Source organism: Candidatus Aquicultor secundus (assembly GCF_002791875.1).
In the GTDB taxonomy this organism is placed as follows: domain Bacteria; phylum Actinomycetota; class Aquicultoria; order Aquicultorales; family Aquicultoraceae; genus Aquicultor_A; species Aquicultor_A secundus.
In genome coordinates, this window is the sequence record NZ_PFNG01000120.1 from 5,158 (window position 1) to 18,189 (window position 13,032).

Sequence of the window (13,032 nt, forward strand, 5' to 3'; positions counted from 1 at the left end):
AAGCTGCAAAGGCTGGTTAAAATCTATGAAAACATGGATTCCGACCAGGCCGCAAAGATTATTGCCAAGTTGTCGGATAGCGAAGCTACAAGCATCCTAGGCGGGATGAAAGAGGCAAACGCCGCCGAGGTTTTAGCTGCAATGGATGTAGGACGCGCCGCCGCTCTGAGTAGAAAGCTAGGCCTTCAAACGGCCCAGTAATACTCATGAAAGGAGGTGAACATATGAATATAGCTGAACTTCCAATTGCCGGAATCGCCCTTGCTCAGCCCGATACCCCAGCGCAGGCCGGCGGTCTTACGGACGCACTTGGAGCAACTCGTTTCAACGATGTGTTAAGCGACTTACTGGGCCAGCTCTCAAATCCAACCCAATCGATTGATTCAACTTCAGGTTCTTTATTGCAGCAGCTGCTCGCATTACAAGGAACCGGTGCTAACAACATCCAGAACATCGCACCGGTACTGACGGACGGGAAAGCAGATTCGTTCGCGCAGTTAGGCCAGAAGCTTCTTAATCTGGTCGCCCAGCTTCTTGAGGGTGCCAAAGCCGATATTAAAACCGATGAGCTCGTGCCGTTGCTCAATGACATTATTGGTAGCCTTGCTTCGGATCAGGCAGATCAGGATACTGGCGATGCCAAGAACATGCTGATAAAGCTCTTTGCTAATGTTAAGCAGTCGCTTACGGACGGCAAGCTTAATGGAAAGCTGGCCGACTTGGTCGATGACCTTCCCGAGACACTCAAACTTAAGATACGCCTGTTTGAGCACAACGGCGGCAAGCAACCTTCAAGTCAAGAAACGGCCAAAATACAGTACATGCTGGTCGCGAAGCTAATCGGATTGACAGAACAAACTCTATCCGCTGACGAAGGATCACAAGCAAGCGATACTGCAGCCAATACAGCAACAAACATAACTGGTCTTCTCAGCGAGAAACTTATGGCCAAGTTTCATATCACGTCCGTCCAACCAGCGGTTGGTATGGGCGGTTCTAAGGGGGGCGATAGCGCAGCGACAGGCGCAGTTGTATCAGCGATAGATCCATCCCTTATCGGGATACCGGACAACCAGGGCACAAGCGATATCACGGATGCAGACACAGTCCCGATCCTCAATCAGAAAGGGGACGAAGCGAAAGCCGGCCAGATTAATAGCCAGACAAAAGATACCGTGGCGCAAGGGAAATACCAGGCTCCGTCGGCTGTCAAACCCGCAGATATCCTGGCAGAGGCTATGAGTGCGCAACAAACTACGGACCAGGCCGCAACCACTAATAAAACTACCCTACAAGGTCATGATGTTGCGCACGGAACGGTTAAGGTAACCGCGGTCAAAGTAGCAGCGGATACAGAGGCCGCTCTTGCGGATTCGCAAAGCGGTAATCAAAGCATGACGGACCCCGGCACAAGCAGCTCAACCCCATCATACACAGTTGGGGCAGACAGCAAATCGGCTTTTGCCAACGAGGTGAGCCAGGCTACCGCAACAACCGCCACCGGGCATGCAGCAACCCAACAGGCGGCAGTTAACCCCGACAACTTGCTCAAGCAAGTTGTCGAGAAATTTGACATCTTGATGACCGAAGGTAGGAGCGAGGCGAAGATACAACTCAAGCCAAAGTACCTGGGAGAACTTAAGATCCACCTGGTAATGGAGAACGGAGCCGTGAAGGCGGCGCTTGATGCTCCGTCGCATCAAGTCAAGCAGATACTGGAATCGAACCTCTCAAGTCTCAAGCAGTCTCTTGAAGACCAGGGATTTAATGTAAAAGGGTTTGATGTTTCGGTCGGCCACCGGCAGAACAACCATAACCACGGGTTCGCCCGGTTCAAAGGTGCGAGTTTCATGGGAGAGCGCTATCAGGAGCCCATCGGGGAAATCGAGCGCGCAAGGCCCTCGGTTACCCTTAACGGGTACGGACAAAAGGTAGTTAATTTCTTAGCATAGGAGGTGATTTAGATGGCGGTAAACGCAATTTACTCTGCACAGCAGGCGGATGCGACAAGTACTACGAAGCAACCGGTGAAGCAAGGAGAAGCGCTAGGAAAAGATAGCTTCTTGCAGTTGCTTGTTACCCAGATGCGCTATCAGGACCCGCTGGAGCCGGCGAAGGACACCGACTATATCGCGCAGCTTGCCCAGTTCAATGCCCTCGAGCAGATGCAGAACTTAAACGATAAGTTCGACCAAATGCTCAAGTGGTCGCAATTGACCCAGTCAAGCAACCTGATCGGAAAGCAGGTCGATGGACTTACTTTGACAGGTGAGGACAAGGACGGCGACGGTAATGCGGACGTGGCGAAGGTCTCAGGTGCAGTCAAAGAAGTGAAGTTCGTCAAAGGCGAGCCCATCCTCATGGTGGGAAGCACCGAAGTGAAACTGAGCGATATAGCAAGGATTTACTCATAATATGCAGGGCTTTTAACAAAAAGCCGATAGTACTAATACCGATAGTACCGATAGAAGTACTATTAATAATACTAAGGGATAGCAATGAGAGTCAACGAGGAAGGAGGAAGAAATGACGGATAAGATATTCGTGCCGACAAACCCCATAATGCCCGTCGAGAGCACCAAGATAAAGCAAACCCAACCTAAATCTAAGCAGCCATCCGGTCCATCGTTTAAGGACGTCCTGGCTAATGAGATAGGAGGGAAAGATCTAAAGTTCTCGGCACACGCGCAAGCGAGGCTTGAGGCGCGAAATATCAAACTTACCGAGTCACAACTTAACCGGGTTCACTCCGGTGTGGACAAGGCGGCAAGCAAGGGAGCACGCGAATCGCTCGTGCTTGTCGATAACGTAGCCCTCGTGGTGAGCATAAAAAACAGAACCGTGATCACAGCGGTCGACGAGAAAAACATCAAAGAGAACGTTTTTACGAACATCGACAGCGCAGTGATCATGTAAACAAACTAAAAAATAACTATTGAACTGGACCTCTCTGAGGAAGTTCATCGGTTGCCGAATGACAGAGGCGACTTGTGTGAGGCCAGTTCACCATGGGGCAAAGAACATTAAAAGCAACTATGGATACCTAGGGAGGTAGATGCGCTATGATGCGCTCAATGTTTAGTGCAGTTTCAGGTCTTAGAAATCACCAGGTCAGAATGGACGTTATCGGTAACAATATCGCTAACGTCAATACCGTCGGCTTTAAGGCGAATCGTGTAACGTTTCAAGATATGGTTTACGAGTTGGTCCGCTCGGCCAGCGCCCCCTCGGAAGGGCTCGGTGGCTCCAACCCACAGCAGGCCGGTCTTGGCATGATGGTCCGCTCAATCGATACCCTGATGACCCAGGGATCACTCGAATCAACCGGAAAGTCCACCGATGTTGCAATCCAGGGCGATGGTTTCTTCGCCCTCGACACCGGCCAGGGCAAAGTATATACAAGGGTTGGCGCGTTCGATATCAACCTTAAGAAAGACCTGGTCGACCCTTCCACCGGTTACTATGTAATGGGCTGGTTGGCAAATAACAACACACTCAAACCGGATGAGATCGATACCAGTATGACCCCAACCCATATAAGCGTGCCGATAGGGCAGATGATGGTTGCAAAGGCAACTGAGAATGTTACGTTTACCGGCGATCTCAACGCTAGCGCTTTAGTGGACGATATCGCGACCTCGGATGCGACGGTATACGATTCACAGGGTACCGGGCACCACTTGACGTTCTCGTTCACCAAGTCCGCCGCAAATACATGGGATTACTCGATAGCCGCTGCAGGCGGAGAGGCGCTTGCAGGTCTTGCAGGTAATACCGGGACGCTCTCATTTAACCCGGATGGCTCGATTGATATTGCCGGTTCAACCATCAACACACTCAACATCACTCCGACAGGCGGCGCTGGTGCGTTCGATGTTAATCTGGACTTTACTAAGACGATCCAGTTTGCGACGGACAAGCCCGATATTAAGGCAAGTTACCAGGACGGTTTTCCAATGGGTGTTTTGGAGAACTTCTCGGTCGGCGTCGACGGTGTTATCACCGGTACGTTTACCAACGGTATGAACAAGCAGCTCGCACGAATCGCGCTTGCCCAGTTCGGAAATCCGGCGGGTCTTATGAAATCCGGCTCGACCATGTTCAAGCGGTCCAACAACTCGGGCGAGCTTCAGTACGGAGCCCCGGCAACCGGTGCGAACGGTACGTTGGTAGCGGGTTCACTCGAGATGGCTAACGTAGACCTCTCCCGAGAGTTTACCAACATGATCATTACGCAGCGTGGTTTCCAGGCCAACTCGAGGATCATTACGACTTCTGATGAGATGCTCCAGGAGCTTGTAAACCTTAAGAGGTAGTTAGCAGATTTATAGCTGTTCATAGAGGGTGCGCCTTGTGTGCACCCTTTCTAATTATCCTAAGGTAGGCGGTGCTTTTTGCCGATAAAAATATCTGTAAGCTCAAAACCATTTTGTTTTTTATGGAAGAGCTATGCCATTGAGGAGTAACTTGTGATAAAGCTGACGCGTTTTGACGGAAGCGAACTTACAATCAACGCAAATTTAATAGAGGTCGTAGAGGCAAACCCTGATACTGTGGTTACCCTCATAACCAATAAGAGATTTATCGTTAAAGAGACACCGGAAGAGATCATCGAGCTAGTGGTTAAACACTACGAAAAAGCCGGAGGCCCAAGGCTCATAGTATATGAGAACGAACGTTATCGCACCGAGGAGTGCGCATCATAGAAATCTCCACAGTAAGATTTTTATAACCTTCGCAGTAATCATCCTACCAGTCAACCTTGAACAAAGCGATACAACTATTGGTAATGAAAACTAGTTTGTTTACAAGGTGATGTTGAGATGGAGCAAGCCGTAACTGAAGTAACCGCGGTTCCCGAGGAGCAACAGCAGAAACCCGAACCGCCAAAAAAGAAACGCATAAAACTATCAGGCTTGATAACTAAATTAGGACCTTTAAAGATACCTGCTTTGGTTATTCTGGTAGCCGTACTCTCGATCGGCACAGCGCTTGTCATAACCAAAGTAGCCCAAGGCAATACAGCGACAAAGCAGGAAAGCCGCGTCAAGGAAGCTAAAAAGCAAAAAGTAGGCAAGTTTATAACCCTCGACCCGTTTACTGTTAACCTTGCCGGTGGCCAGAATTATTTACAGGCGGCTATCGCCTTTGAGATCGATAGTGAGAATGCCGAGCTGGAAACCGAGCTTAAAGACCGAAAACCGCAAATCAACGATGTGATTATATCGATTCTCTCCTCTAAATCGTCCGGTGCCATTGCCGATGGGCCTGGGAGAGAAAAGCTTAAAGTCGAGATTAAAAAGTCGGTAGACTCCTTGCTTGCCTATGGTAAAATTGAACGTGTCTACTTTACTACATTCATTATGCAATAGTATTCTTACCATAGATACAGCAGGAGTCAGATATGGCCGGGACGCTTACCCAAGAAGAAATAAACGCACTATTATCTTCATCAGCGAGCGGGATGGAGCCCCTGGAAGAAGAACCCCTGGGTTCCTCAACTGATTCAAAGCATGTCCGGCTTTATAATTTCCGCCACCCCGATAAGTTTTCAAAAAGTCACTTAAGCACGATGGAGCTGATTTATGAAGGCTTCTCACGCCATCTTAAGACAGCTCTTTTTGTTTATGTGCGGCAGAGCATCAACTTCAGTTTGGCATCGGTCGAGCAGCAATCATTTGAAGAATACGTCGAATCATTGCCGACTCCAAGTTCCCTGATCACTTTTAAAATGAAAGACCTGCCGGGAAGCGCGGTTCTTGAGATAAGCCCTGAGCTTACCTTTCTTATCCTTGACCGGCTTTTGGGGGGCATGGGTGACCAGCCGACAAAGGTTCGCGACCTGACCGAGATCGAAACGGTTATTATCCGTAAGGTCTCTGAAAGAATCCTCATGGCCTTCAGAATGGCCTGGTCGGAGATACATGACGTAGAGCCTTCCATTAAATCCCTGGAGACAAACCCCCAGCTTTTACAGGTTGTGCCACCGAACGAGATTGTTGCTACCGCGACGCTTGAAGTAAGGATAGGAGAGGCGACCGGTGCGATGAGTGTTTGCCTGCCGTATTTGACACTTGAGAGCGTAATGCCTAAGCTTTCTAGGCAAGTCTGGTTTTCTGCGAAGTTTGAGAACAAAGACGGCGAAAAAGCCGAAAACAGCAGGATCAGAGGAAATATCAGCAAAGTTAAACTCCCGGTTTCAATCGAACTGGGACGAACAAAGATAAGCATTAATGATCTACTTCAACTTAAACCCGGTGATTCTATTCAGCTGGATACGCCGGCCAACCATGATGTGAGGGTTTTGGTTAACGGAAGAATAAAGTTCTACGCCCAGCCGGGAGTTATTGGAAAACGATTGGCAGTTAAAACTACCAGGGTAGCTGATTAAGGAGCCGCTATATGCCACGTAAAAAACAAGAGATAGAGAAACCCGATGTAGAACTTTCGGATATAGAAAAAAGCGCCATCGGCGAAATTTGTGATCTGATCACCGCATCCTTGGCGAAATCCTTAAGCGAGAAGCTTGGCTCTGATGTGGGAATGGACCCCTCCACGGTTGATGTGATCGGGTTTAGCGATATCGGAAAGTTCCTGACGGCCCCCATCTTGCTCATCCAGCTTAGTAGTGCGTCGGCGTTAGAGGGACAGTTTTTTCTTTATATCAGCGGTGATGGACTTCCTAAGGTGTTCGATCTTGCGATTCCGGACGAGGCCAAGGAAATAGGGGCCGATGATGAGGTGATCCTTGAGGGCTTAAGAGAGATAGTGAACACTGCGGTTTCTGAAGCCATGACCAACTTTGCGAATAGCATGGGCCATACTATAGACTGTGCGGTAATCGATACGGTTGTGTTGCAGGATGAGTCGGGTTTTAAGAGCATTGGATTCTTGTATCCGGAAGGACAATTGTTAAACGTAGTAGCGGCATTGACGCTGCTGGACAGCTCCGTAAACGCAGGCTTCTTGCTGCCGCTCGGTCTTAGCAACCAGATAATCGATCTTCTCTTGAACGAGCAACCGGTTATGGAAAACGCTGTTCCGGCTATTGATGAGGACGATATTGGAGGAGTCGATCTTGCCGATATCCCCGAGGAGGGTCTTGGTTCGGATGCGGTAATCAGCGCACCCGGAATTGAGATCGAAGCGCCGCCCCAGGTACGTGACATGCAGCCTGCGAAATTTGACTCCCTAAGCGGGGGAGATGTTGCTGTCGCGGGCAACAGCAACATCTCGCTCTTGCTTGACGTGACGCTGGATGCCGCAATTGAGCTGGGTAAAACACAGATGACAATTGAAGAGATACTGCGGCTTGCCAAAGGTTCTGTAATCGAGCTGGACAAGCTGGCATCCGAGCCGGTTGAGTTTTTGGTTAACGGTAAGACGATTGCCAGGGGCGAAGTGGTTGTTATCGATGATAACTTCGGCATAAGGATAACCGAGATTTTAAGCCCAAGGGCCAGGCTTGAAAACCTTTAGTCGCCCGGTCTTCGCGTTGGACTGGAGAAAAGTTATATAGTTCTTGCAGGAAATGCCGATACCTTAAAATGAGGAAGGGCTCAGACTCTCATCTAAAAGCTCTCCTTCAGGGTTTCCGGTTTGTCCTGCTGCCGAGCTCTTCCTCCCCCTTTCTTTAGACACTCCGTTGAATCTTAAAGTACTGTTAATTACGCCTTTCATGCTTTAAAATCGATATAAGCCGCTGCAGCGGCTTTATAAACGATGGTTGTCAATTGGTGATTTTTGGGTAATTCGGCATGAGTACTGAGAAGCATACGTCGGATGATTTTTCTTTTAGCGCGTCGAGGGTGATTATGGTTGCCGGCGTGCTGGTGCTGGCGATAACTCTCGGGGTTATCATCTTTAACAACGTGGCTGCTGAGCTTAAAACGGAGGCGCTTTATTCCGAGGCGCTAAAAGATCGGGATCGCGGCGACCTGGTGAGCGCCAAGAGAAAGCTGGCGGATATCGTGAGAACAAACCCTTCTTTTAAGGATGCAAAGGATCAGCTTGCAGAGGTCAAGCAGCGTATCAATCCCGGCATGGGGACCCCTCCACCTCCAGAACATGGCCGCATCAGCAGAGAGAACGCCGTGAAGCTAAGTAATGAAAATGCTGAAGGCAGTTCCGGCGCAGGCTCTCGTCCCAAGCTCAAATTTCCCCAGAACGGTGCGGATGAACCAGCTAAAACCACACTGCCTTCGGCGATTGAGGGGTTTAAACTGGTTTCAGAGAGGTCGACAAAAGATGTAGTATCCCGGGTGTATGAACCGACAGACGCCGATAGCAAAGTTACAACCGTAACTGTCGCGATAAAAGAGCATGGTGATACGCAGAAAGCGTCCGATGCGCTTTATTCGATCAGATTTAAATATCGGCGTGGTCAGCAGCTCTATTGGGTAAACGGGCGTATGGCGTATTATGGCTATGATGGCCAAGGCCTCTCTATCCTGGCGTGGTACGAGGATAATGAAACGGTTGAGATTGAGGCCCAGGGGAAAGATCCAAAAATTGGGCAAATAGGTGTTCTTTTAGATATTGCCCGAGAGCTTTAAGACACCAACCGCAACCCGGTGAACTGGCGCTATTGCATAGTAGTAGGTATCCGAGTGTGACCCGAGAATCTCCTTGTGGCAAGCACCTTCTTAAACTCCCCGCTGTAGCGGTTATCGGTATTTATACTGAACTTGCTTCAGTAATAATAGGGATTTATTCGTTGACAGGTACTAAGCGATTATTTACAATAGTAAGTAACAAAAATTTCAATGTGCATGTAAGTATAGTCATTGAACAGGGAGCATAGGTACACACAGGGGGACATTGGGGGATGTCAGGAAGTGTTATGGACCACAAGATTAAAAACCTTGCAATCATTATCTTTATCGTCTTTTTCATAATTCTGATATCGGTTGCTGCGGTTATTATCGAGCAGGGCTTAAAGATGAGAATATAGACACGGGTATTCTGCATGGGTTTGCTAATCTCAGTCTCTACCATTCCTACCGCAATTAAAATAACCTAAGGGATTGCCATATAAACTATTAATTACATCGCTAACCGATAGGCCGGAGAAATATGCTAGCTGGGGCTGGTAAAATATACCATTGTGTGGTATATTATTACGGAGACTTGTTATGTTATTTCCACCTGTGTTTTAGGTTGGGGGTGTTAAGTGAACGTATACAGCCTTAAGGGGCGCAAGAAAAGCATCTGCTCCGATTTACGGAAATGCCCGGCAAGCCACTACCACAATTGTGCCGCATACAAGAAGGGATTGAATTGCTGGGAGGAACAGGATGTGCCCTGTTGTAGAAGAAACGATAAAGGCCGCTGCTCTTCATGCACTCTTTTTTGTGCAAACCTAGTTGGAAGCACATCTCAAATATATCCGCGAACAATACGACTTTAACTTTTGATGTGTCTGCAGCATAAACCTCCTTATTTGGCGGGCCCTCTTAATTCTCTGTTCTTGTAAATGTCTTAGACTTCTTAGTTACTTGCTTACTTGCCATTCATAGTGGCTTCTGCTATGTTTTTCACCTATTAGAGGGTTTGGAGGAAAAGCTGGAACTCATCGTCATTTTTTCGACTGCGTTAGCTGTTGCGCTATCGGGAGCCATGATGCCCGGCCCGCTTCTTACTGTAACCATTGGAGAAACGGTAAAAAAAGGCCAAAAAGCGGCTTTATTGTTGATTGTCGGGCATTCGATTCTTGAGCTACTGCTGGTTATCGGCTTTTCGTTCGGTCTTTCCGCGCTGCTTAACAACCCGAGCATCATTAGGGCCATAGGCATACTTGGGGGTAGCTTTTTACTCTGGATGGGCTACGGTATGGTTGTGGATACGTATCGGGGGAGGGTCTCACTCACTCTTGAAGCGGGCCAGGACAAGGCCAGACTCGGCCCGGTCGCCCAAGGAATCGCAACCAGTGTCTCAAATCCCTACTGGACATTATGGTGGGCGACGATCGGAGCAAAACTTGTCCTGGATTCATTAAAGCACGGGTGGCCCGGCCTGACCTCGTTTTATCTAGGGCATATCCTCGGTGATTTCTTTTGGTATGGCGCGGTTGCCTACATTATCGTTACCGGGAAGAGGTTTGTAACCGATCGCATATATCGGGGCACTCTCTTTGTTTGCGGGCTATTCTTGGTTGCACTTGCGGCGACTTTTATTTTTAACCTGCCCTTTTTCTAGTTAGAGGGGGTTATCTTTATCAACCTAAACTTTGACTTATATTACTGCTCAGCGTATTATTATGGCGAAACGCAATTAACCCTGCGGTTGAATGCATATATGGCTTCGTAAGATACGTTTATCAAGCTAGATTGGCTAGGAGGCATTGTGTCAAAACGGTTATTTTCTCTCTCTTTTATCGTCATTTCTCTTATTATTATCTCTTTGGCGCTTTCTCTGTCTGGTTGCTCTAAGCCGGTACCCCCGCAAGGTGCTTTTGAGCAAACCATAAAGATAGGCCTGATTTTGCCGCTAAAGGGAGATTATGAGAAATACGGCACGCTCTGCAAAAACGGCATCGATTTAGCGATCGATGAGATCAATGCCAAAGGCGGCGTCAATGGCAAAAATCTGGAGGTAATTCCGGGTAACGACACCTCGGATGGAAGAATTGCAGCAAGCATAGCCCTGAACTATGCCGAGGTGCAGAAGGTATCCGCCATAATCGGGCCTTATACCTCCGAATCAGCCCTACTGGCGGCCCCTATCGCCAACAGGGCAGGAGTGCCGATGGTCGCTATCCGCACATCGGAAACCAGTATCACAAAAATTGGCAATTATATTTTCAGGGCCTGTTATGTGGATACGTATCAGGGGACCATACTTGGACGCTTCGCCGGGCGGGATCTTAAAGCGAAAAAGGCTGCCGTAATATATAACAGCGGCGACAATGATGCAAAAACACTCATAAACAATTTCAAGCAAGAAATCGCGAAATATGGCGGCAAAGTCGAGACTATTCAGTCATACGATAGCAAGACAACCGATTTCACATTGCTGGTGAGCGAGTTGCAGAAGGTAAAGCCGGATGTGGTATTGCTCCCGGATTTTGAAGACAAAGCCGGTCAGATTATGAAAAAAGCGGCGGAGATGGGATTTAAAACTACGTATCTTGGCACCGATTTCTGGAACGTGGAGCGGCTGGTTAAGATTGCCGGGAAAGCGGCTGTCGGCAGTTACCTCACCGATCATTTCTCGCCGGAAGACCCAAACCCGCAAACGCAAAAATTTGTGGATAGCTATGATGGAGATTATGGGATCAAGCCCGGTCCTTCAGCGGCGTTGAGTTACGATGCGGTTATGCTTGTTGCTGAAGCGATGAAGAAGGCGGACTCGGCGGATCCTGAAAAAATAAGGGCTGCTTTGACCTCGATTAAGAATTTTAAGGGTGCTGCCGGAACTTATACCTTTGATACCGATAGGAATCCGATCAAGGGCGGGGTTATCCTAAAAGTGCTGGCTGATGGCCAGACGTTCGAAAAAAGAATTGAGCCGTAAACAGCATGTGGCTCTGATATAGTGTTAAGCGTAGCCTGGTGATCGCCAGGCTACTTTTTTGGAATTGTCGTGGCATAGTTAAGCGCGGGCGTTGCTATGCGATGGGGTCGATCGAGGTCCGCAGCAGTAGAAAACTTGGCAAATAAGGTTAATGAGACTATACTTGAGATGAAGATTGAGGATTGAGCTAAGGCCCGTAAAGGGTCATTTTTTATTATGTCTAGGTGATGCAATTGATCGGTGCCTGGTTTTTCGACCGTGTTCTAACCACAATTAAAAAGTACCATATGCTCGACATGGGTGATAGTGTGCTTGTGGCGGTCTCCGGTGGTCCGGATTCGGTTGCGTTGCTTTATTTCTTAAAACACATCGAGCCGCTCTATAACCTTCGGCTTCGCATCTTTCATCTCAATCACGAAATACGTGGTGCAGAAGCTGATAAGGATGCCGAATTTGTAGCCGCACTTGCCGCCCGACTCGATATACCGGCGATGCTTGAAAGCTACGACGTACCGGCGCTGATGGAGCGGGAGAGATTGTCATTGGAAGAAGCCGCTCGTGAGGCCAGGTATAGGCTCATGGATCGGCTTGCGGTTGAGCTTAAGATTGACCGTATCGCCCTGGCTCATCACGCGGATGATCAGGTTGAAACGTTTCTGATGCGCTTGATACGGGGGGCCGGCCTGGAAGGGCTGGCAGCGATGCAGCCGGTAAGAGGCATCTATATACGACCGTTTATCGACGTGAGCAAGGAGGATATTCTGGGCTATATCCGGGACAATGAGCTTGCTTATCGAGTCGATGCCTCCAACGAGGACCTATCGATTCTGCGAAACAGAGTGCGCTCTGACCTCGTACCCCTTTTAGCAAGCTATAACCCGCAGTTTAAAGGGTCAATCCTTAAGACGATTGAGATAGTCAGGGAGGACCAATCCCACTTAAGCGAGCTGACCGATGGGGTATTTGACCTTCTGGCTGAGGTTGGCGATGGGATTGTTAGGATTCAGATACAGGCGGTTGAGGCACAGCCGGTCTCTCTTAAGCGACGTCTTATCCGTAAATGTATCAAGTGGGCAAAAGCCGATCTACGTGGCATCGAGTTCAAGCATGTAGAGGCCATATTGGATGCGTTACAAAATGTTCCTGTGCGCTTTGAACTCGAGCTGCCTGGGGGTGTTATCGTATTTACTGAATATGAGCACTTGGTTTTTGCAAGAAAACAGCTGTTTGAAGGTCCTCCATTGAAACCGGTGAGGCTAATAGTACCGGGGATTACGCCGGTTGAGCCCCTGGGGATAGAGATAGAAACGCAGTATCATAATGCCGGCGATATAGTATTCGAGGGTGATGGGGATGTAGCTCATCTGGATGCCGATAAGCTCCCTGAAGAGCTTGAAATTCGCACCCGAAAACCGGGAGACTTTTTTGTGCCGTTTGGTATGATGGGAGAGAAGAAATTGCAGGATTTCTTCGTTGATGAGAAAGTTCCGAGAAGACAACGAGACAAGGTGCCAATAG

Annotated in this window: 13 protein-coding genes; all 13 read left to right on the forward strand. The window is 48.6% G+C overall.

Annotated elements, in window-relative coordinates; all coding sequences use genetic code 11:
* The coding region (locus COY37_RS04825; RefSeq protein WP_286976475.1) for a magnesium transporter MgtE N-terminal domain-containing protein at positions 1-201 on the forward strand (201 nt) is incomplete at its 5' end.
* A gap of 23 nt (positions 202-224) precedes the next feature.
* Entirely contained in the window at positions 225-1,952 is a 1,728-nt protein-coding gene (locus COY37_RS04830; protein WP_286678723.1) for a flagellar hook-length control protein FliK, read from the forward strand.
* A gap of 12 nt (positions 1,953-1,964) precedes the next feature.
* Complete coding sequence (locus COY37_RS04835; protein WP_286678724.1) at positions 1,965-2,414, forward strand: flagellar hook assembly protein FlgD; 450 nt, start codon at positions 1,965-1,967, stop codon at positions 2,412-2,414.
* Positions 2,415-2,526: 112 nt separating this feature from the next.
* Positions 2,527-2,916: a TIGR02530 family flagellar biosynthesis protein gene (locus COY37_RS04840; protein ID WP_286678725.1), complete on the forward strand. Its 390-nt coding sequence runs from the start codon at positions 2,527-2,529 to the stop codon at positions 2,914-2,916.
* A gap of 146 nt (positions 2,917-3,062) precedes the next feature.
* Positions 3,063-4,316, forward strand: a complete 1,254-nt coding sequence (locus tag COY37_RS04845) for a flagellar hook protein FlgE (protein ID WP_286976480.1) — start codon at positions 3,063-3,065, stop codon at positions 4,314-4,316.
* A gap of 153 nt (positions 4,317-4,469) precedes the next feature.
* On the forward strand, positions 4,470-4,706 hold the full coding sequence (locus COY37_RS04850) for a flagellar FlbD family protein (RefSeq protein ID WP_286678727.1): 237 nt from the start codon (positions 4,470-4,472) through the stop codon (positions 4,704-4,706).
* 117 nt (positions 4,707-4,823) lie between these two features.
* Positions 4,824-5,372 (forward strand): flagellar basal body-associated FliL family protein, encoded by a 549-nt coding sequence (locus COY37_RS04855; RefSeq protein WP_286678728.1) that lies wholly within the window; start codon positions 4,824-4,826, stop codon positions 5,370-5,372.
* 32 nt (positions 5,373-5,404) lie between these two features.
* A complete protein-coding gene (gene fliM / locus COY37_RS04860) occupies positions 5,405-6,391 on the forward strand; it encodes a flagellar motor switch protein FliM (protein ID WP_286678729.1) in 987 nt (328 codons plus the stop codon).
* 11 nt (positions 6,392-6,402) lie between these two features.
* Positions 6,403-7,479, forward strand: coding sequence for a flagellar motor switch protein FliN (gene fliN / locus COY37_RS04865; protein WP_286976484.1), 1,077 nt, complete (start codon positions 6,403-6,405; stop codon positions 7,477-7,479).
* A 278-nt stretch (positions 7,480-7,757) separates the two neighbouring features.
* Positions 7,758-8,555: a hypothetical protein gene (locus tag COY37_RS04870; protein ID WP_286678732.1), complete on the forward strand. Its 798-nt coding sequence runs from the start codon at positions 7,758-7,760 to the stop codon at positions 8,553-8,555.
* A 997-nt stretch (positions 8,556-9,552) separates the two neighbouring features.
* On the forward strand, positions 9,553-10,197 hold the full coding sequence (locus tag COY37_RS04875) for a LysE family translocator (RefSeq protein ID WP_286678808.1): 645 nt from the start codon (positions 9,553-9,555) through the stop codon (positions 10,195-10,197).
* Between the two features lie 147 nt (positions 10,198-10,344).
* Positions 10,345-11,514, forward strand: coding sequence for an ABC transporter substrate-binding protein (locus COY37_RS04880; protein WP_286678809.1), 1,170 nt, complete (start codon positions 10,345-10,347; stop codon positions 11,512-11,514).
* Positions 11,515-11,747: 233 nt separating this feature from the next.
* The coding region (gene tilS, locus COY37_RS04885) for a tRNA lysidine(34) synthetase TilS (protein ID WP_286976488.1) at positions 11,748-13,032 on the forward strand (1,285 nt) is incomplete at its 3' end.